The organism is Wolbachia endosymbiont (group B) of Melanostoma mellinum (assembly GCF_947251465.1).
GTDB lineage: Bacteria > Pseudomonadota > Alphaproteobacteria > Rickettsiales > Anaplasmataceae > Wolbachia.
In genome coordinates, this window is sequence record NZ_OX366366.1 from 95,823 (window position 1) to 119,572 (window position 23,750).

General features: G+C 33.2%; 10 protein-coding genes. 3 read left to right on the plus strand and 7 right to left on the minus strand.

Annotation, left to right across the window (positions count from 1 at the left end; translation table 11 throughout):
* Positions 1-3: 3 nt before the first annotated feature.
* On the plus strand, positions 4-897 hold the full coding sequence (locus OPR42_RS00475) for an Rpn family recombination-promoting nuclease/putative transposase (protein ID WP_265041468.1): 894 nt from the start codon (positions 4-6) through the stop codon (positions 895-897).
* Here the strand turns inward: OPR42_RS00475 and OPR42_RS00480 are convergent.
* Complete coding sequence (locus OPR42_RS00480) at positions 881-15,061, minus strand: ankyrin repeat domain-containing protein (protein WP_265041470.1); 14,181 nt, start codon at positions 15,059-15,061, stop codon at positions 881-883. The genes OPR42_RS00475 and OPR42_RS00480 overlap by 17 nt on opposite strands.
* 166 nt (positions 15,062-15,227) lie before the next feature.
* Positions 15,228-15,437: a hypothetical protein gene (locus OPR42_RS00485; protein ID WP_265041472.1), complete on the minus strand. Its 210-nt coding sequence runs from the start codon at positions 15,435-15,437 to the stop codon at positions 15,228-15,230.
* Between the two features lie 304 nt (positions 15,438-15,741).
* Here OPR42_RS00485 and OPR42_RS00490 point away from each other — a divergent pair, with 304 nt between their 5' ends.
* The gene (locus OPR42_RS00490; protein ID WP_265041475.1) at positions 15,742-17,304 is read left to right on the plus strand and encodes an ankyrin repeat domain-containing protein; all 1,563 of its coding nucleotides are present in this window, start codon (positions 15,742-15,744) and stop codon (positions 17,302-17,304) included.
* A gap of 87 nt (positions 17,305-17,391) precedes the next feature.
* The gene (locus tag OPR42_RS00495) at positions 17,392-19,806 is read left to right on the plus strand and encodes an ankyrin repeat domain-containing protein (protein ID WP_265041477.1); all 2,415 of its coding nucleotides are present in this window, start codon (positions 17,392-17,394) and stop codon (positions 19,804-19,806) included.
* Positions 19,807-20,090: 284 nt separating this feature from the next.
* Here the strand turns inward: OPR42_RS00495 and OPR42_RS00500 are convergent, their stop codons facing one another.
* The 5 genes from OPR42_RS00500 to OPR42_RS00520 all read right to left on the minus strand — a co-directional run bounded on the left by OPR42_RS00500 (position 20,091) and on the right by OPR42_RS00520 (position 23,675).
* Positions 20,091-21,575, minus strand: a complete 1,485-nt coding sequence (locus OPR42_RS00500) for a recombinase family protein (RefSeq protein ID WP_265042346.1) — start codon at positions 21,573-21,575, stop codon at positions 20,091-20,093.
* Entirely contained in the window at positions 21,568-22,008 is a 441-nt protein-coding gene (locus OPR42_RS00505) for a DUF2924 domain-containing protein (RefSeq protein ID WP_265041479.1), read from the minus strand. Before OPR42_RS00505 ends, OPR42_RS00500 begins: the two co-directional genes overlap by 8 nt.
* Before the next feature lie 4 nt (positions 22,009-22,012).
* Positions 22,013-22,510: an ankyrin repeat domain-containing protein gene (locus tag OPR42_RS00510; protein WP_265041481.1), complete on the minus strand. Its 498-nt coding sequence runs from the start codon at positions 22,508-22,510 to the stop codon at positions 22,013-22,015.
* A 38-nt stretch (positions 22,511-22,548) separates the two neighbouring features.
* A complete protein-coding gene (locus OPR42_RS00515) occupies positions 22,549-23,244 on the minus strand; it encodes an ankyrin repeat domain-containing protein (RefSeq protein ID WP_265041482.1) in 696 nt (231 codons plus the stop codon).
* A gap of 167 nt (positions 23,245-23,411) precedes the next feature.
* Positions 23,412-23,675 carry a hypothetical protein gene (locus OPR42_RS00520; protein WP_265041483.1) on the minus strand — a complete coding sequence of 88 codons (264 nt, stop codon included), beginning with the start codon at positions 23,673-23,675 and terminating at the stop codon, positions 23,412-23,414.
* Between the last annotated feature and the right edge of the window lie 75 nt (positions 23,676-23,750).

Genomic DNA, 23,750 nt, shown 5'->3' on the forward strand with positions numbered 1-23,750 from the left:
ATCATGGCTCTTTCCAAGTTTCTTGATGCTCGCAATGATATAGCTTTTCGCCGTATCTTTGGTACCGAAAAAAATAAAGATATTCTTATTCACTTTCTCAATGATATACTAGGTCTTACCGATGACAATAAGATTAAAGATGTCTCCTTTCTCAGTCCCATTCAAGACCCTGTCATTGCCTCTCAAAAGCAAAGCATTGTTGATGTTCTCTGTGTTGATTCTACAGGGATAAAAACTATAATTGAGATGCAAGTCGCTAAAACTACTGGCTTTGAAAAACGTGCTCAATATTATGCCTCTAAGGCCTATTCAAGTCAAGCTGATGTAGGTGACCAGTATCATGATCTTAAAGGCGTTATCTTTATTGCCATTGCTGATTTCATCTTATTTCCTAATAAGCTGGCTTATAAGTCTGATCATATTACTTTTGATAAGATAACTTTTGAACATGATCTCAAAGACTTTAGTTTTACTTTTATAGAGTTACCTAAATTTAAAAAAAGAGAAGATCAATTAGAAAATATAATAGAGAAATGGTGTTATTTTTTTAAACACGCCGGTGAAACAAGTGAAGAGGATCTAAAAAAAATAATAGGAAGTGATTTAATTATTGGCAGGGCTTATGATGAGCTAAACCAATATAATTGGAGTAAAGAAGAACGTCTTGCTTATGATCAAGCTAAAAAACGTACCGATGATTATTTATCTAGTCTTGAAGAAAAACTTCATCAAGGCATTCTAATCGGCCATCAAAAAGGTAAAATTGAAGGTATAGCAGAGGGCGAAAAACAGGCTAAAATAGTAGTGGCAAAAAATTTACTTAAAGCTGGCATCTCTATTGACGTTGTATCACAAACTACGGGCCTTTCTTTAGATGAGATTAAGAAATTAATTTAACCTTATTCCTAGTCAAATGGCCTTGAACGGAAGCATTACTTAAATAACTTTGGGGCCCTGAGTTCGTTTTCTGTTCTTTTACACCATCAACTTCTAATCTACCATCTCCATTGTGTAATATCTGCTCTATTGATTGATTTAATGTTACATCTAGCCCCTTATTAAATTCAATCATAAACTTGTCAAACTTTTTCGGACTTAATTTACCAGGATATCCAGCTTCTCCGTCAGGACATGCTTTCTCTACATATGAGCTTAAAATCCCTGAAATCTCATTAAATTTACCACTCATGACTTTTCTAGTAATCTCTTTTTGCATTCCCATATAATCAATATTTAACCGGTGCATTGATACACCACTTTTTAATCTAGCTTGCTCTACTACTTTCTCAAATCCCTTTGTAATGTTGAGTGCATAGCCCTGTGCTTCTAGTGGAGATATAGACTGATCTGCTGTAGAAACATACTTTTGACCTGTAACTTTTCTAATGAGCATGTCAAGTAACATTATCGTACCATTTACATCCACTCTTGCATCTCCTTGTGAGATAGAACTTGGAGTGCTCTCAGGTTTAGAACTTAACAATCCACTCACAGAGCTTTTTACCCAACCAAATAAATCATTTATCCATCCAGTTGGTCTTGTGCTACTACTTGTTGTACTCCGACGATGACGAGCTTGCTCTCTATGTCTACTATGCCTATGTCTGTGCGTTACAGGTTGGTCTGATAACATCATAACTTCTGGATTGAAAACATCATTATACACTTGATCCTTATACTCTCTTTTTACAATATTTATATCTCTTGCAGCACTTATTTCCTTTTCATGATCTTTTAACACTATCTCTTTATCAGCAAACTTTATGCATAACGTTTTCATTCTAGGTGTTTCATAGAACTTACTTAGTGTAATAGTGCAGAGATCATTCTTAGTAATAGTCAAGTCAAAAGCATTGGTTATCATTAGATCATTATCATTACTACGAATAAACTTATAATTTCCTCCTTTTCTCGGTGTAATAATTTCACTACCTTCCTCTACATCTTGACCCGTTACTACAATTACTTCTTTGTCCTCTTCAAACATTAAAGGCTGTGGTTTTAAACTCCACTCATTATTATCAAAGCTGATTCTCATCGGAACATTTTCTACTATTACATGCGTCTTATTATATCTCTCCACTCCATCTTTTAACCTCACAGTACAATACTCAGCTTGCTCTTTTACCGTTGCTCTTAATAACAAATCATTTTCGAATCTAATTACTTTTAATTCACAATTACCTTTTCTTACTACATTTCTTAAGTCAATCGTATCTATTGAATTCTCCTCATCAACATCATGAATAATAACCTCCTTAGTTTCGGAATCAATTACATATACATTTTCACCACCATTGCCTACTAAATGACTCCTATACGCTGGATTACTATGTATTACTTCATGATTTCCACTTCCTATTACCACTGTTTCATTACTTAAAACTGATTGTATAAAAAATGACATTTTACTTACTCTATTTGCTACAGGTAAATAGTCTCTTATCACCTCTTCACTAGACTTATCACTACTTTCTAGCATGTACAAATTACCTTTATTCCCTATTCTTATTTCACCACTCTTTCCTAGTCTGTAAGCAGGATTTTCTGAATAAGAGATTGTGACATTAAATTCTTTATTTGACTCAACAAAATTGAATTTTACTTCATGTTCAGTTCTGTTAAAAACATTTATATATTTTACATCGATACTTTTTATATCAACTGCCTGATATGCAAACCAAAACGTGTTGTTTACATTAAATCTTTCAGGGCCATAGATAAAACTAAGCTCTGCACTTCCACTACTATTTAATGGTACTAGATAATCAAAACTTCCTTTCAATGCTCGATTGTATACTACTGTGTTAGGTCTTACTACTATTTGCATTTGATAATCACAGCTATCATCTATTATGTTTATTCTATCTTTAATTTCTTTATTACCACTTTGACCATCTATCAGTTTTACATTACTATTACAACCATCACAGGAAACTGTTATTGTCTCTGCTTTATTTGCTCTTCCTATTACCTTATTTATTTCACATATTTTTAGCCAATTGTCTCTGAAATAGTCTGCTATCTCTCCTATCTCTAATTGAATGTTTAATTGCTCTTCCTGTAAAGCAAACAATGTTGTATCTAAAGTATTGATTCCACCCTCTCCTAATAGATGTCCCTTAATGTAATTTGCCTGTAAAACAAATATATCGTCCTTACTTCCTCCATAATATTCTTTAGAGCCATTATTTACCACAAAGATATTTGGACTATTTAAAAATCCTTTTGCGTAATCCTTACCTTCTCCGAGATTAATTAAAGTATGATCTCCTGTTTTATTTGCGAATATACCAATTGCATTTTCACATAGATATGATCCATAATCTGGTGCAGGCTCATCATTTCCCTGTGGTAAACAAAATACTCGACCTCCATTTAAATCATCTGGTTTAGCTCTGCTCCATCTTATACCCGTTCTTTTTCTATCAAGTAGTACTTTACTATCTAGTTTATCAGTAGTAGGAAAGACATAGCTTTGAATATCACTATGCTGTTTTAAATACTCAAGTCCTTGCTTCACTAATTGGTTATAAAGTTGTTTTTTCTCCATGAGCTCTTCTATATATTGTTCAGGCTTAATACCTATAAACGCACGTAAACCTTCAACAAACTTCTCATTTCCAGTTAGGTGAATAATCTGATCGATTTTATCAACTCTCTTTACTGCCATGTACACGTCAGTGCCAACAAATACTACAGCGCCAATTGCAGCTCCAATAGGACCAGTAACACTTGATACTCCTTCCAGTACTCCAAAAGCTTCAGCAACTTCTACACCAATCTCTGCAGCGTCAACTCCCAAGTAAATACTATCTCCTACTACACCAACTAGTGCTTCTTCTGTACCATTTTTAAATTCTTTTATCTGATTAACTAGATCATAGACAACAAAAGCAGAAGTACCTCGAGCAAGAAAAGGTGATGCTGCTTTTAAAGATTGACCAACTAATAACTTTCCCTCTTCAGCTAATTTCAGTCCTTTAAGAGATGCAGCTTCAGCAACTTTAGCAAATCCTTGACCACCGGCTATAAAACCAACATTGATTGCTACACCTTGATAATCACCATTTAAAAAGTCAGCTAGAACATTTTTAGCCATCATTCCGTGCATGGTCATGCCTGCTACTCTACTCAAGTGATTCATGACTTTCTGATTATTAGTAAGCTTACTTACGAGACCTTGAGAACTACCTCCAATTTTAACCTCACTTGCCAATTGAATTAGCTGACTCTGCTTTTCTTTCGGTAAATCTTTAATGTAACTGACAAACTTTTCACCATCTATCTTAATCTTACTTAAATCTCTTTTCTCATCCTTTTCTACATTAAACTCATCCACATCTTCCCAAGAAAATTCACACTCACCAATCTTCGCTTCTCTTTTCCTCCTTCCTGAACTTGTGCTTGGTAAACATTTTTTAGCTGATTCTTGTTGTATAGTTTCTTGCTGTTCACCAGAAGACTGAATAGGTTTCAATCCTTTTATAAGTAACTCTACCATACCTCTTTGCTTATTACCAGCAGCAACTCGTATAAGTGTCTTGCCATCAGTGTTTCTAGCATTCAAAATTACTCTAAGTGTATCAAAATCTGTTCTTTCTCCTAATAAAGAATCAATTTTACCTTTGTCACCATCTTGAACAGCTTGAAATAATTTATCAATGTCACTAAGTAGATTCTTAACAGATTCAGACTTCGCTAGATTCAGTGGTGTCTTACTTTGTTTATTTTTAACATCATAATGTGCTCCTTTTTCTAAGAGTAATTTTACTATCTTTAAGTAACCTAATTGAACAGCAGTGTGCAGCGGTGCCCTTCCACCTTCTTCTTTAGCATTAACATCAGCGCCTTCTTCAACAAGGAATTCAATTACATTCAAGTTTCCAGAATAAGCAGCATAGTATATCAGTGACCTACTAAGTTCGTCCTTAGCATTAACATCAGCGCCTTTTTCAACAAGGGATTTAACCACATCCAAGTTTCCAAAATAAGCAGCCCATTGTAGGATTAACACATTACGTTTGTCCTCATCATTATTATTCAAAGCACCTGGTACTGTAAAAACAAAGTCATCAAAGCTGTAGTTTTCATAGTCAATACTTTGCAGCGGTGTCTTTCCATATTTGTCCTTAACATTAAGATCATCACCTTTTTCAACAAGGAAGTCAATTACATCCAATTTTACCTTTCTAGCAGACAAGTAAAGAGGTGTCCTTTCATCTTTGTTCTTAGCATTAACATCAGCTTTACCTTCTTCAACAAGGAATTTAACCATATCCAAGTTTCCACTTTCAGCAGCCATATGCAGAGGAGTTACTTGCCAACCTGTACTCATAGCATTAACATCAGCTTTACCTTCTTTAACAAGGAATTTAACCATATCCAAGTTTCCACTTTCAGCAGCCATATGCAGAGGAGTTACTTGCCAACCTGTACTCATAGCATTAACATCAGCTTTACCTTCTTTAACAAGGAATTTAACCATATCCAAGTTTCCACTTTCAACAGCCATATGCAGAGGAGTTACTTGCCAACCTGTACTCATAGCATTAACATCAGCGTCCCAGTCGTTTACCAAAATCTTAGCAACTTCTAATTGTTTATTGAGGGCTGCTACGTGTAATGGTGTGCAACCTTGATATTTATATTCCAAATCTTCATCTTTCTGGGTTTCATCTGCAGTACTTAATAATATACCACTTCCTTGCATCTTAAGATTAGGATTTGCTCCACTCTCTAAAAGGATTTTGGTCACTTGAACATCGCCTTTAAAAGCAGCATAGTGTAGTGGTGAGCCATATTTATCATCTTGACCATTAATAATTGCTTTTATGAAATCAGGTTCTATATCTTGATCTTGTAATATATTATTTATCATTTGATAGTCTTTATTTTTAATAGCCTCGGTAAGGGTCTTATATGAATCATCCAGTTTCTTTAATAATTCAAGAATTTTTGATGATTGATCAGCAAATTTGAACATCAGTTCTAATGTTCCCATTATTTTTTGCTGACCTATAAGATTTAAATGCAACCAAGTTTCACTCAAGAATTGAATACCACCACATTCATAGATTTTTGATATCAAATCTTGTAATTCTTCATTTGTATCCATGCTTTTTATAGCTAATATATCTAATATTTCTCCAGTCTCATATTTTTTATGACCTGAATTTTCTTTTAGCTTATTTATTATTTCTTTCAATCTTAATACTTCTTCTTCTACTTCTTTTAACGCATCATTAATTTCATAATCTTGTCTTATATACAAATTTAATACCCGTTCCAGCAAATCTTGTTCATAGTCATCAAGAGATTGATATCGATTTTCTTTCTCTTTTCTTTCGTCTAGTGAATAAAATTGATGATATAAGTGTTGATAATCATTGAACTTAAGCATCTCTCTATAACCAGTCAAAATTTCATTATATACCTTGCTATCAGGGTACTGTTTGAATGCCCCTATTTCTTCTTTAGCATTAGTTATATAATCACGAAATTTACCTAAGGCATTTTCTACTAGATTAGTATTACTATCCTCATAAAACTTAAAAAGTAGTTTTGGTATATTATCTGGTAGAAGAGGTATTCTTTTATTATATTTGGATGATTCATCCTTGTAATTAAGCGATAAAGATATTCCTTGTTGATGACTCTCAACAAATTCATAACCTTCGAAGTCAGGAGAACTACCTACATTATCAATAATTAGCTTTAGTATAGTGCCTAGTGGATTACTACTTTTATTAATCTTCTGATTGTGCAACTTATGTACTCCATCTAAAAGCTCATGGATGTAGTGTATCTGCTTAGCATACTGTAGTGTTGTTTTTGAATATTTAATATCCTTATGATTATATCCTACACCAGCTTTTAGTAACAGTTCGATTCTCTCAAATAAATTCAAAAACTCTTTATCAGAATGAAAAGAAGGCTGACTATTACTAGCATAATTCAGTTTATTTATAGGACTATTTAAGCTCTCGTAACAATATTCAAAAAGCAATACATTTATAACATCAGAGAAATCAATACCCTTTTTTATAGCGAGCTCAGTTATTTCTTTACCATATTTGAGGGATTGTACGGCAATCAATTGGGCAGGGGAGATCTGACTACTAATTTCAGGATATTTAAATCCATTAACAAGGTTACTATCAGTCTTTTCTATTAACAATTCAATTACATCTGACGGGGCAACGTACTGAAAAGCTTCAAGTATTGGCAATTCTTGTCGATGATTTAAATCTTCATAAGGTTTACCATCAACTATATCTAGCTTTAAACAAGATCTAAGAACATCAAATTCAATCTTTTGAAATATACGTTGAACTAAAGTCTCTGAATCCTTATCCTTCCAATTAGGATCATAAGAAAATTTTTTAACGAGAACTTCTAAAACATCTAGGTGAGCATTTTGAGCCGCTAACCATAAGGGACTATAGAACCATTTATCACGTTTTAGATATTTCTGTAAAAATTCTTTATTAAGTTTTGTTTCTAAGGCTTCAACAAGTTTTATATACCCCATTTCAGCAGATACGCATAATAATTTTAGTTGATCATTATTCTCAATAACGTCTACATTACTTTTTTCTTTTGTCGACAAAGAAAACTCAACTATCCCAAATAACAGTTTGGTTGATTGTTTACCGTTGCCATTATAATCATATCGTGTTGTTTGATCAAGAAGCTTTGTGAGTAGGGTTCTCAGCTTATTCTGCTTATCAGGAAAGTCGATGTTGCTTTCAAAATCTTTTTTTGCTTTTAATTGAAGAAACTTAGAAATTTGTATCCTATCATCCTCAATTAGGTTTTTAGTTATAATATTCTCAACAAAGTCCTCAAATTTATCAGATTTAACTGACTTAAACCTTTCCCAAAAGTAACTAGCAGCAAAATATTCAGCAAAAGTACGGTGAATGAATCTAGGCTTATTATCAATAACTTGTTCAATAATACCTGTACTTTCTTTCCCTTCTTTTATATCGTCAATTAATCCGCGTACTTTGTCCATTTCTTCTCCAGTAAGCAACTTCTTTACTTCATCTTCGTTAAAGATTGCATATAAAGCTAATTTCATATGATCTTCTATAAGTTTCTCGCGTCCTTCTTCAACCATCCCTTTCATATCTGGATCGTCAATATTCATACCAGGCTTCTTTTCTCCAAAGCGAATTTTATAAAACTTTATGTCAATAAATCTCTCATATAAAGTAACCAAATCCTGCTCTTCAATTTTCCTTTTATGTTCATCAGAAAGCTCCTGCTTATTAGAGTCATAAAAACTCTTGAATGCATCTGTGAAAACTTCAGCAACCATAGATGCATGTAGCGGTATACTCATAAAATCTTTATCACCTATGGATTTAGGAAGCTTACCTAGTAATTCATCAATAAAAACTCCTGAGCGTTGCTCATCTAATTCATTAAGTTTCAACTTTTCTTTCCAAAATTTCCTTAAAAAACCTTTCTGTTCTTCGAGAAGGAGTGGCTTTAATGAATATGAAAATACACTAAGTTGATCTTCTAGTTCTTCTTGAATAAAATTATAAGGACGAGTAGTTATCCATAGCTTTTCTACTTTAGAATTTTTTAGAACTTGCAGTAACTCAATAACTTTTTCTGTATAGTCAGGGCTAATCTCATCAAACCCATCAAACAGTAAAACAATCCTGCCCTGATTATAAAAATTATTAAATAGCTCTATTTCTAATAAGTCCAGATCCTGAGTGCTTTTTCTGTCCAAACTTATTTTACTGTCTTTTACAGTTATAGCATGGAGAACATTTTCTACCGTTTGTTCCCTTTTCCCCTTCTTTTCTGTTGTTTCTTCTTTTTCTCCTTGAAAGAGTTGAAAACCTACAATCCTGTATAGGAATTTTATCGCTTCTGCCTCGTTAAGTTTTGTTTTCTTCTCTGTTTCTATTTTTAATTCAGTTGAATAATCCAGCAAGTTGATTCTTACAATCCACAAAGATTCTTTTGTCTTTAATGCTAAAGGAGTCAGTACAGTAGACTTGCCCATACCAGGTTCAGCAGAAATAATTACTACTTTGTCTGTTATATCTGTAATTTTCTCTGGTTTATACTCCTGAATAGCCTGTGCATTTGTATCTACAGACTTTCTTAATTTAGATAGAGTACCATAAGATTTCTGCCATATCAAATCATCTCCCTCCTTTTTGAGCCAATAAATATTGTGTTTTTTGTGATTATCACATAAATGCTTAAAATCCTCACCTGTATCAGAAATTAATACTATATCCTGATCTTCCTTAAGGTTTTGCCTATTCACTTGACTGCTATAAGTTACAAGAAACTTAGAGTCTTTTTCCTTCAAAATTTCTTTTTTGATCTTTACTTGGCGATTAAATGTTCGGGAAATATAATAATCCTTAATATCCTCATACTTTGAATCTATGAGTGCTTTACCTATCTTTACCTTCTCCTTATTAATAAGCTTAGATAATACTTCTCCATCTAGTAGATGTTTTGACCCATCATCTACTAATGTACCTAAACTTACCTCCTTTCCTTGAAATATGACTTTTTCTCTTTCTAGAAGTTTTTCTTGTGACTCAGTTGTAAGATCAGTTAAGATATTTCTTTCATCTTTTTTTTCAGTATATTTAGTAGAGGAATCCTCTTTAAATTTAGCAGCTAGAGGATCTTGCTCTTGAGTAATGAGAATAACTTTTTTATTACTATTAGACTGTATTATTGAGGATAATCGATTGTATAATTCATCTACTCTTTCTACCTCTATGTCATTACAGTGAATTACTAATATATTATTTTCTCCTCCTTTTTGCTTCAATTCAGTTATTGCTTTTTCTAAATAGTCATTATCCCCTCCAAGAGAATACAGATAATCTAAGTCTATAAAATCAGCAGTTACAAAATTTTGAACTAACTTAACAGCACTTAGTAGCTTTTCCTTTGCAATAATATTTAAAATTTGTTTATTAGGATCACTTACAAAATCTTCTAACTTCAATTCTTTAATTGAATCAGAGCTAAATTCAATATCACTGCCCTTAATCTTATGAAAATATATAATCCTTAGAATATTTAATATTGGATTATTAATAATCCTGTCTTTTACTTCATTAAAATAACTGCAACTTTTTGTTAAGTATGGAGCCTCTTTTGGCAACTTCCACCATTTTTGCACTTTATCGTGTACGTCCAGAAAAATTGCATCAGTTTTAATATCAAAAAGAGATTCTCTGTTTTGTAGATAATATTCGCTTATTTCTTGCTTTAAAATTTCCTCTACTCCATCTTCTTTAGCTTGATTTGTAAAAAACTTTATTTTGTCTAGAAACTCTCTTACCAAACTTTTATCATGTTTTTCATCGATTAATGAAAGCCTAGGGAAATTCTTAACATTAATTTCAAATCTATAACTATCTAGTTTTTTGTTTGTTAAACCGTTCTCTTTTTCAATTTTGTCCTTCAATTTCTGAAAAAGTTGCTTAGCATTTTTTGGCAATGATTCTTCATTATTATTAAATTTAAGCATACTTGTTTCTTCGTCGAAGATAAGTAGATTACCTACTAAACCTCCAATACCTCCATTGATTGCTATGTCTCCTTTGTTTAATCTCTTTTGATTGCCAACCATATTGTCATCAATTGTGACAACATAATTATTTGTAACCTTGCCATCTTTTAACAAATCAATAAACTTTAAGGTTAAATGCTCTAATCTTTTTTCTTTTCTTAACGCCAAATCAAGATTACCAAAAGTACTAGGAAGTTTTAAAGAAAGCGATTGTAATTTTTTCTTTCCTGCTATCCAAATGGCGTCATTAACAATTTTTTGCGTTACTTCCTTTTCTTCCAATTTATTCTTTAAATCGATGACTTCTTGTGGAATGCCCTTTTCGACGAATTTAAGCCTACTCTCTTCAGAATCGAATGTAACCACACTTCCTATCAGTTTGCTTATTGTATCCGGAGATGTGTTCTCTAACATTGCTTCAACCAAAACTCTTATTTCTTCTGGTTTAGTTGTTGATTTTTTGTCGTATACTATTTTTTCACAAAGTACTTTCTTCAATATCCGCAAAAGGTCTTCTTTACTTTCAAAAAATTCATCGCGAAATTTCCATTTACCATCGCTCACTTTTCTTATAACTTTTTGTGCTAGGACAACATGGTAGCTTTTTATAAGCCCGTCTGACATCATGTTATCTGTGCTAGACAAAATGAACTTTGCAAAATTCTCTGCTAGTATTTTAGTATGTGATTCCGACACAATTTTTACTAAAAGACCGATATTCTCGTCTTTATACTCAAATTGAAACCTCTTTCCTTCTTCTTCGCTTGTATAAATTAGAACATCACCTGTATTAGGTTGTTCTATGCTTTTTTTCTCACTAAAGTTCTCTTTAGCAGGGGTATAAATAACAAAGTCACAATCTATATTTTGAAATTCACCTTTGAATATAACATCATCACTTTCTGGATTAAACTTATACTTAATTCTTAAGTAACTATCAAGGTAACTATGTAAACTAAAATCCCCACCTTTTTTTTGTACTTCTCCAACAGTAACTTTCTTATTGTCAGAATTATCTTTATGCTTAGCTTGTATAAATATAACTCTTGGTTTTTCTTGTCCACTCAAGTTATACCTAAAAATTATGTCATCAAGAGCTCCTACTCCATCAACATTTGTGCCTAAATAAAATTCGTTTATCTTTTCATCATTTAAAGCCCTGAACAAAATCAACATTAACAATTTAGTCTCATAAAGCTGTCCACTAATACCCGAAGTTCCACTTCTTTTTTGATAAAAATTACTGTTATCAGAAGGAGATTGCTCAGGGTGTTGCTTAACTGATGACTGTTTATGCAATTGTGTTGGATTATTAACTTGGCGAGAAGGTCCTGGCCGCTGATCATCTCGGTTTTCCTGTTTACCTTGAGCATCTATATTAGTTCTTTGTCGAAGTTGTATCTGTGTTTTTGAACTCAATAACGTTTCTAAGATTTGAATAATGCCTTGTTTATTAGGATTGCTATTATCAAGCTCATTAGCTAAGATTAGCGGTGATTTACCTGCATTATTTTCGATGTCAATCTTTGCCCCTTCTTTCAGTAGAAGTTCAACAATATCCTGATGCCCTTTACTTACAGCAACATGTAGTGGTGTATCACCTTTATTGTTTTTAGCATTAATATCTGCTTTCCACTCTTGCAGTAATTTTTTAGCTATTTCTTTTTTTTCCCTTTCAATAGCATAGTGTAAAGGGGTATTATCTTTATTATTTTTATCAATAATGTTAACCTTTACTCCTGCTTTTAGCAGCTCCTGAACTTTTTGCAGATTACTATTCTTTATAGCAGAAAATAGCTCTGTATTTTTTTCTCTTTCATCATCACTATCAATAAAGTTAGGAGAATTAGGATTTATTTGTTGATGCTGAGCGGAATCAATAGTACCTCGAACTGACTGACGATTATTAGAAGATTGCTGAGAAGAACCTGCCTGAGACTTCAAGTGTGGTATCCTTGAACTTCTCATATCTGCTTCACCTAGCACATTACTGCTCTTTTTTCTATCAACTTGCGAAGCAGCATTTTGATTAGCTAAACCAGAAGATTGGCTTACAGGAATAGGAGTTTTTGATCTTTTTCCTGGTTCTTTGATTTCAGAGCTAAAAGATTGGTGATCTGGCCTTGACTTTCCTGAAGGTGTTTGCTTTCCTCGATCATTTATTTGACTAGAAATTTCTGACTCCTGCTGTCTACTAGAGCTAAGTTGATGACTACCAGAAAGTGGCTGCCCATGTTCAGAAGACTTACGCTGTTTTGGATCAGAATGTAAAGAATGACTAATAGTAGCATGTGAAAAGTGGAGTCCTTTATGAAATATTACAGCTTCCTCTTTTTCTCCCCAAAGATTTTCATCTGATTGGTAACTTCCTAGTAATTCTTTGTTTGGCTCAAATACTTGAAGTCTATTCCCATTATCATAATAAGCAGTAATTTTGATATTAGCTAAAGATGCTAAAATAGGGACTTCTTCAAAAAACACATAATATGCATTATCACTTATTGCTTCTAGATAGGTTTCATAGAGAACTTCATCGTTCAAAAATGAATCTTTTATAATTTTAGGGTTATATGTATTACCATACTCCTTTTTACTGAGGCTAGAATTCAATATTAATGCACAAGACTCAAGATCTTCTATGATATCATTATATAACCTCTCCTTATTTTCTTCTTTAAGTAAGTCTTCAATACTGAGCAAAGTTTTTTGGTCTCTCGGAGAGTCGACATTACGCTCATTACGCTGAGTAATAGCTTTTTCTATTACTGGATATATTACTTTTCTGAAGTCACCATCATCACGAAATTTTTTTATAATTTCTTCTTGTAATTCTTTAATCTTACTGTCAGCTTCCTCGATTTTCTTATTTGTTTGCTCAGCCAATCCTTTTATTTCCTCAGATTTAACAGTTAAATCTCCTGGAGTGTTTAAAAACCCATCAAAAACCTTTTCTAGCTGATCCCTTAAAGGATTTGGCATCTTAGGATCACTTAAAGATGTAAATTGACTTAAAAATTTGTGCCATTCCATTCTCATATCTTGTGCTCTTTCAGCTTTATATGTACCAGAGCTGTTGTCACCAAAGACTGCATGGAAAAAGCAGTTGCCGAATCCTTCTGTAGTAAAGGTATCAACGAAAGGTTGTGCTTGATTATTATGTAAATCACTATCTTCTTCAAGATCAAAGCTTTTCTTATTTTCCACACCATAAACTTCTTCTCTAGGAACTTTTACATTTTCTGTAATATCTGCTGTAAGACCACCAAGAAGTGGTACAAAATGCTCCTTGTAATTTACTATTCTCAAGACCTTTTCATTACTATCTTTATGTAACTGATCAAAATTCACTCCTTCTATAAAAACTTCAGGGTCATTATTATCTGGTGTAATTTTAGTTACTGTAATTTTTTGACCATTTTCTTCATTAGTCGAATAAAAACAAAGCACCACACCATACTTATTGGAAATCATTTGACCTTCAATTTCGGGTCTTCCCCATATAGCTGGATAATCAGTTCCTGTAGCCATATTCTTAATGTCTTTTAAGTATTTACGAAAAGTCTCCCCTTTATCTATTACATTTATTTTAGTTTTTGGGTCTTGTATAGGACCATATGGACCTTTTAGCGCAGCAAAGTAGCCACCAATAGCAGCGTCTTTTATTACTGCTTCATAGGTCCAACTATCTTTATTATTATTTTCTCTAGCATAATCTGCACAATCTTTTCTCAGTGATTTTACATTAAACCTTTCACTATTTTCGACCAGACCTTTATCCTTTAACTCATTCAAGCCTTGAGCTACGGAGTCAAAAAAACAATCTCCTGTTTTAAGTGCTACTCCTATTTTAAGGTCATCAGGGTAAGAACTTCTTAATTTATTTAATAGACCCTCAAGATTTTGTTTTTTTGACTGATCTTTTTCCTTAGTTATCTTTTGGAAAATGGAAATAGGCTCTCTAGTTTGTAATTCTTTTAGAGTATCATCATTTTTGGGTTGTTGCTGAACCGAAGAAACTTGTTGATTAGAAGACCCTAATTCAGAGTATTTTTGTAATTCTCCTATAATAATCTGATTGTCAAGGCGTACAGCAATATCTAATGGACTACTGCCTATATTATTTTTGATATCAACCTTTGCTCCTTTTTTCAGAAGTAGCTTAACAATATCCTCGTGTTCTTTGCTTACAGCAACATGCAGTGGTGTATTACCATTATCATTAAAATCAATATCATTGATATTTCGTATCTGGATAAGTAACACTTTAATTTCATTAATCTTATCTAACTGAGGATTACCTGTTTTGTGCTCACGTATTGCAAGAAACAATTTTGCAATGTTAATATCATCAGGATTATATTGCCGCCTTAACCTAGATTTAGGTTGCAAAGATCTTTTACTCTGTTGTTTTTTCTTCAACAACTCAACTGCTTGTGAATCTCTTCCTTCATCTTTTAGATAATCCGATGAATGTTCAACTTTCAGCATAAAACCCCCCGCCTATATTCGAATGAAAACTTAATGTTATACTAGATATGGATATATGCTAATAAATACAATTGGCAATGCAAGTAATTTTTTATGTGTATTATAGTATTTTATTTTCACGCTGTTTTATTTTGCACTAAACTTGCGAAAGAGTTTTTTTCTATTTTTAAACTTTGTCTTTGCTGTAAATTACATCAACCTTTCTCAAAGAAATTACTATTAATCTAGCAATGTATTTCACTAATAACTTAACCACTTTCAGTAACCAAAACCAAGAAACGTGAGAGCTGTTTTCTTTGGAATCAATTGGTCTACCACGTGTACCATACGAACTTTTTAATATAGTGATTTCATTATACGCTAAAATTAGCCACATTAGCACATTTCATCCATATCTACATACGAACTGTTTTGCCTAAGATTATGGAAATAATTTAAATTTTCTATTTTTATAACCCTATTTTACGTGGCTTGTTCTCGCAAATGTATGACCTTTTTTGAAGGAGTAAATAATTGAAATCCTTATGACACTAAGTTGAGTGTTTTTCTATCCAATTTGAAATAAAAGATATTTTTCTACACCTATATACAACAAATTTGCTGTTCTAAAAAATAAACTCTTGCTAATTATATCAAGTGTATAATAATCAAAACATGGATTTTTAGAGTGAGGTAAAATTATGTGTTCTAATCAGTTGAAAGAACAAGATTTTTATGCAACATGCACCATACCAATTTATCAAGTTGGTGTGAGTGTGAGAACTACGCTGTCATATTTAGCTACTCTCAGTAGTTACTTAAAAATAGATGAACATCATGTACAAGAAAGTAATGGTAATACTGAGTTACATTGTGCTGCTTTTCATGGTAACTTAGAAGTAGTTCAAGCTCTGTTAGAAAAAGGAGCTAGTGTTGAAGAACGAAATAGCGAAGGCTGTACTGCTCTTCATTGTGCTACTGAAAATGGTTGCTTAGCAGTAGTTAAGTACTTTATAAATGAAAAAAGAATCAATATTAACCAAAAGAACGATGATAATGAAACTCCTTTACATATAGCTGCTGAAACTGGCCACTTAGAAGTAGTTAAATTTCTGTTAGAAAAAGGAGCTAGTGTTGAGGAACCAGGTAACGAAGGGCGTACTGCTTTGCATTATGCTGCTAGAGAAGGTCACTTAGGAATAGTTCAAGCTCTATTAGATAAAGATGCTGATATTGAGGCACAAAACAACAATGGCGATACTGCTTTGCATCTTGCTTCTGAAATGGGCCACTTAGGAGTAGTTCAGTACTTTATAGACGAAAAAGGAATTGATATTAACCAAGAGAACGATGATAATGAAACTCCTTTGCATATTGCTGCTAGAGAGAACCGCTTAGAAGTAGTTAAATTTCTGTTAGAAAAAGGAGCCGTTTTTGAGGCAAAAGAAAATGATGACTTAACTGCTTTGCATTATACTGCTGCAAATGGTCACTCAGAAGTAGTTCAAGCTCTATTAGATAAAATGGATAATGCTGACATACTAAAGAAGAGTTTTAAATATGTCTTGCATATTGCTGCTCGAGAGGGTTACTTAGAAATAGTACAAGCTCTACTAGACAAAGGTGCTGATATTGAGGCACAAAACAAGGATGGCGATACTGCTTTGAATGAAGCTGCTGGATGTGGTCATTTGAAAGTAATTCAATGTCTGTTAGAAAAGGGTGCTAGTTTTGAAGCACAAAATAACGAAGGCTGTACTGCTTTGCATATAGCTGCTGAAACTGGCCACTTAGAAGTAGTTCAAGCTCTGTTAGACAAAGGGGCTAACGTTGAAGCAAAAAGCAAAAGTGGCAGTACTGCGTTGCATGAAGCTGCTAGAATGGGTTACTTAGGCATAGTTCGACATCTTGTAGAGAAAAAAAAGGCTACGATTGATGTAAAAGATGTTGATCATAGCACTCCTTTGGATTTGGCTGTTTTTAGAGGTCATAAAAATATAGTTGAGTATCTTAATTTTCAAGAAAAGAAACACTCTGAAACTTCAAAAGCAATAAAGACTGGTTTCTCTGTAGGTGTAATAGCCATGTTGACAGTAACTATTGGATGTATTGTTACTCATGTGAGCTTATCAATATTAGTTATTGCTGCATTGATAGTTGGAGCCATTGCTGGCAGCATTACATATGAAATATTAAAACCTAGTACTAAGCTAAATGAATATGAAGTAGAGAGACAAAGTTTACCAGAAACCGTAATACCTTAATAGTGAATGTTATATAGCAAATTAGATCTTGTCTTTTATGTCAAGTATATAATAATAAAACATGAGGTTTTAAATCGAGGTAGAGTTATGAGTTTTGACAAGTTGGAAGAAATACTAGCTTCTATTGATGCTAACGTTGGTTTAAATGATAGTAATGTAGTTGGGGAAATAGAAGAGAAGTTAAAACAAGTAGATACATCTGGCCTATTACAGCTTGCTGTTTTGAAAAACAATAAACGAATAGTAGAAACTCTTATACAAAAAGGGGCTGATGTTAATGGGGTGGATATATACAATCGTGATCCATTATATTATGCTATCTTACATAGAAATACACGAATGGTAGAGGTTCTGATAAAAAATGGGGCAAGTGTTAGGAAGAAATATAATGATGGAAGTACTCCTTTGCATCATGCTATCTTGGGTAACAAAACAAAAATAGTAGAGCACCTAATAAACAATGGGGCTGATCTTAATGCAGTAGATGAAAAAGGTAGGACTCCATTATACTTGGCTGGCCGAAATGCAAAAATGATCTCGATTCTTATGAAGAATGGAGCATGTCCCTTACTGGAAAATAGAAATGTTGAATTTTTGAAGTATTTAATTGCACTCATTAAAGATGGTGATATAGAGAATTTGGAGAAGAGAGAAGCGAAACAGAAAGAAGAGCAAGTGGATGATGGATATGAATCACTTAAATACTCATTGCTGCTTAGTGATAACAGCTCTTTGATCTCTATTATAAAAAGGGAAGAATTCAATAATTTAATATCTGAGTGGTCTTCAGGTGCACCTGACTTAAAAGAGGGCCAAAAAAATTTGAATAAGGCGTTGTTAAGTCTCCTAAAAGACTTTCCATTTTCTAACATTACAAAGTTTGAGAATTTTTTACAAGATAACAAAAGTAATGATGATCTAAGGGTCGTTCTCAATCTTCAAAGAGGAAAGTCCAAGTTGACAATACTGCATGCAATACAAAGTATGGAGCATTTGGCAGTAGAAAAAGATATGGCCTGGGCAGTTGGAGCATTTATAACTTTACTTTTAAAAGCTGGAGCTGACCCTAACATAGTTGACAGTGAAGGACAAACACCTTTGCACTATGCTGCTTATTATAATACTTTAAATATACCTTTACTTCTGAACAAAGGAGCACGTAATCAACCTGACAAACAAGGAAAAACTCCTCTAGATATTGTAGTTATTAACAAAAAACCTTTTGAAGTGAATATTTTAGAACAAATCTTTTTAACTCAGGAGCAAATGAGAGCAAAAAGCCATTTAGAAAATATTTGCGGTCATAGCCTTGGCACTAATCAACTAAGAGAGTTTTTAAATCAGCATAGAGGAAATGAAGGTCTTAAAGAGATTTTAAATCTTCGTGATTGCAAAGGAAAGTCTCGTATTTTTCAAAAGATTAGAGATGCTTGTTATGGTGATAAAATTCGTTTTAAAGAAGCAGAAAGGTTGCTGTTAGAAGCAGGAGCAATTGATTACAAAGGATGGAAGGACAAAGAACATTTACCTAAAGATTCTGCTTTATGGAACATTTTAATATTAAACCAACGGGAAGAATTGAAAACTTTTTTAGATATGGCCAATGCAGCCGAAAACATGAACGAGTTAGAGCAAGTTGTAAAAAGAGCTATAGAAGCAGGAGTAATGCTGAACTTTGCTGTGTCAGGAAGTTTATATGACAAGAAATATGAGAGTAAATATGGCTTTGCAGATTGTGTAATAAGAAAAATTAGTGAATTAAAAAAGAACTCTAAAATTGCAAGTGATGTAGAGGTTGCTAGTCGTATAGTATGTAACTTAGTATCAAAAGGAGTAGTACTACATACTATAAGCAGCATTCTTGTCATTGATGAACTAGAAGAGTTTAAAAGCCACAAAGCTAATATGGTAAAAGCCTATGAAAGTTATGCAAAGCGTAGTTTGAAATTTATGGAAATTGTTAAAAGTGCAACTACTGGCAAGGTGAAAAATGTAAAAGTGGATAACTCTATTCTCTATTTGGAATATTCAGAAAATAGTGTAGTTGAGGTTGCGAAAATCATAAATGAAGCAAATTTAACTCATGGAAGTATAGAATCTAGAAGAGATGTAATAGCAATCGGTGAAAGTGAGGTAGAAATTATAACGGAAGATGGGATAAGAAATTATACTAACCTTACGGGCAATATAGTACTGACTTTCTATACTAGTTTGGGAAAGATAGACGTTAAACTGTATCCTGACATACAGAATAAAAGCAAAATTATAGTAGAAGTGAGTAATAGAGAAGAAATATTAGAAAAATTCAAAGGTTGCGAAGAAGAGTTAGGCAATGATTGCGAGCTTGGTAACTACTGGGTCTACGATGCTATTGAACAGGGATATTTTGAAAGATCTTGTGGATTAATGCGTCCTGAAGTAATAAGCGAGTCTAACAACAAATGGACAGAACGTGAAGAATTAAGAAGGACTTCTGATCCTAGGAGAGAAGTTTCTAGGTAGATTAATTTGCCATAAAGGTTAAAGATTATTATTTAAATATAAACTACTATAATTTATAGATTTTGGATCATTTTCTACCATTGTTGCGCCCAGTATGCTAAAATCTTCATTATTTATATTGATATTTTCACATAATTGATTCTGTAACATTGACTTACTTTTCTATATCAATTTCAGCATCTTTTTGTGTGGCCCTTTGTAGTAGCTCCTTTTGCAATAACCTTTTTTAATTTTCTGGCACATACTTTTTTCGATGTTTTTTCATATTGTTGTTTTTATAAACGTTACGACGCTGAGCCGTAAAACTTCTCTAATTGTTCACTCCATAACATTGGTATTTCTCTTAAATCAGCTAACTTCAAACCTCTTGGTTGTCTTCCCTTTACTATGTCTTCCTTTATTTTTGGAGCTAGGTAATTTAACCTTAAAATTTGTTGTACCTTTCTTGTACCTATATTAATTTTAACGCTCAGTTCCTTCACACTTGCATATTTTCCTGCCTCCAGTTGACGTTTCCACAGATGAGCCCTTACCACTGCTTTCAGTAGTGCATTGTTTGTTTTGCCTTCTGGCTCAATTACTGTGCATTTCTTTCCTTTCTTTTTTATTGGTATAAATTCCACCTTATTCTCTAAACTCACCTCTATTCCATCTTCTTTTATCATTACTCCTTTTATTAACTTGTTCACTACTTCTTTCTGCTTTCCAAAACTTAAATTTTTCCACTCTTCTGCTTTTTCTCTCCATTTTTCATATAAATCTTCTGCTCTCTTCATCACTTCTTTTTCTACTTCTCCTGCTACCACTGTTCGATTTACTGATTCACAATTTTTTCCTCTTAAATGGTTATTACATATATAATATCGGTATCTTTTATTCTCTTTTTTTGAGTATGTCAGTGTCATATTTACACCGCAGCTCTTGCATTTAATTATTCCTCTAAGCAGAGCTTCCTCATATTTTGCTTTTCTATATGGCTGATTCTTTATCAATTCTTGTGCTTTTTTCCACTTTTCCTCTTCTATTATTGCTTCATGCTTTCCCTCATACTGTTTGTCATAATGTCTTATCTTTCCCACATATATTGGATTTGTTATTATTCTTCTCACCGTTGCTTTTTTAAAGATATCTGCTTTTGTTCGGTATCCTTCCCTGTTTAACTCTCTTGCCAACTCTGCCATTGACTTCAGCTCCAAATATCTTTCAAATATATGCTGCACTGTTTTTGCTTCTTTTTCATTTATTATTAATTCCTTATCTTTTACATCATACCCAAGCGGTAAAGTTCCTCCCATCCATAACCCTTGCTCTTTTGATGTTGCTATTTTATTTTTTACTCTCTCTACTATCATCTCTCTTTCTAGTTGTGCTGCTCCTGATAATACTGTCTGTACGAATTTTCCCATTGGCGTATTATTGTCAAATATCTGTGTTACTGCTACAAAATTTACTCGGTGCCTTCTAAAAAATGACGTTACTTCTATGCTGTCTTTTGTTTCTCTTGATAACCTATCTAGTGTATATACTACTACACAGTCTATCTCTCCTCCTTTGACATCTTCAAATAATTCCTTTATCGCTGGTCTTTCTAAATTTTTTCCTGAATATCCTCCATCATCGTACTTTTTTGCCAATGCTACCCAGCCTTCTTTGCTCTTTATATACTTTTCACATGCTACTCGTTGCGCATCTAAACTATTAAACTTTTGTTCTAGACCGTCTTCATTTGACTTCCTAGTATATATTCCACATCTTATCCCTTTACACATTTTCCTTTCCCTTTTGATCACGCAAACCAAATAGGAGCGGCCCATTGTAGCTCATTCCCATTATTTTTCCTGCCACTGCTGATAATGACGTAAAAAATTCTTCTCTGTAGATTAAACCCTTATCTGTCACCATTACCGCATGTGTCTCTTCTCCTCTCTCTAGTATTAATTCTGTCCCTTCTACTGGTAGTTTATCGCTACTTATTCTTTTTCCTTTCTCTAGCCGATCTGCCAGATACTCTAGTCTTTTTGTCCCCTTTCTTGACATTTTTCCATACGCTTCCTCCTGCATTCTATAAGCTAATCTCGGTATCAGATATTTCTTTGAGTATCTAGGCGCCTCTTCCCCATATACCTTCTTCCATATTCTTCTCAACTCTACCAACGCTTTTTTCTCTAAATTCATTACCTTCTTTTCTATTTCTTTCTCCATGCTTTTAGCCTCTCATAGAAGATTTCCCACTTTGCTGTTCAAATAACTTTTCAATTCTCTCTGTTTCTTTCTTTAATACCTCGGTTATCTCTTTACTATTTTTCGCATAACCCATTGCTGCCATTCCAAATTTATCTGCTTGCTCTATTTCTGCTCCTGCTTCCACTAACTCTTTTACTATTTCCACTTTCCCCACCATACATGCAAGGTGCAGCGGCGTGCATTTATTTCCATATTCTTCCGCATTTACATTCCCTCCTGACTTTATCAATTCTCTAACTGTTTCTAGACGTTTCTCCGTTACCGCTAGGTGCAGTGCTGTGTATCCTTTCACATCTGCTGCATTCACATTCACTCCTTTTTCAACTAATAAACTCACTGTTTTTGCGTCTATTGCATAATGCAGAGCTGTTCTTCCATTCTCGTCTCTTGCATAAATATTTTTATATGAGTTCTCTGATAATTCTTTTGCTGATTTATTAAATTTGCCAAGCTTTAACATAATCCACCTCGCCTTTTCTTTAAATTTAAATCCCTCTTTTAAACCTTCCTTTTCGCTACCTCATCTATCATTTCGTTCACTTGGCTCATTATTTTGCTTGCTAAATTTTTACATTCTTCCTTTATCAGTGATTTGTCTCTCTTCCTTATTTCTTCTATCTCTATTATTTTTAACTCTGGCAAATAACTCCCATTCAACATGTCTGCTATTTCTCCCACTAGCCTCTCTATTCCATAGCATGTCAGTTCTCTACTTTTTGTTACTCCTCCTTGTTCTCTCAAAAATTTACTTGCTTTTTCACTCTCTTTGCTATCACATAGACGATACTTTTCACTTTCCCATATGTAATACATTGGTGTTGCACCATATTTATTCAGTTGATTAACCTCAGCTCCTGCCTTTACTAGCTCTTTTATTATTTCAACTCCTCCTATTTTGCATGCAGAGTGGAGTGGCGTACATCCAGTGACATATTGAGTGGCATTTACTTCTGCTCTCGACCTTAGCAGCACTTTTACATTTTCTAAACTTTTTGCAAATACTGCACAGTGTAGTGGTGTATAACCCTTTTTATCTCTTGCATTTACCTCTGATCCTTTTTTTATTAATAATCTCACTGTTTTGTAATCAGAGATTTCTACTGCTTGATGCAAGATCGTCTCTCCTTCTTCATTTCTTTTATTAATGTTTTTACTTGATACTTCTTTAAAAAACTTACTCTTGCTAAACTTCATACTTACCTCACAAAATTAGCTTTTCTAGCGCCAGACAAATTTCTTATATTTACCTGCCGCTATTCAAGTCATGTCCTTTTTAGCATGAGAAAGCAAGTCCTTTTCTTTTTATTTCATACATTTTAACCTATTATTAATATAATATATGAGAATCTAAATATAAGTACTTAACTTATTACACATATTGCTTGACTATTTTTCCAACTTCTGTGCAAATGTCGATGTTCGTGCCATTTCAGTACTCCTGGGTAAAATACTAAAATGTGTTTTTCTAATTCGTGTATCGAATCTTCTTTTCCTGAACTTCTATCATTTTCGCAACTAACGTGATATTCCGTTAAATTAGCTTTCGCAACCTTTTGATCAGTAAGATTCTTTGCTTCATATTCATAGCTGATATTAAATCTTTCCAAAATTGGTTTGTATTCCAAGTTCCATAGCTGATCAGAAAGTTTATCATTACCAAGGAAAAGTGTGCCTCCTATCTCTTCTTGATAACAAAGAGA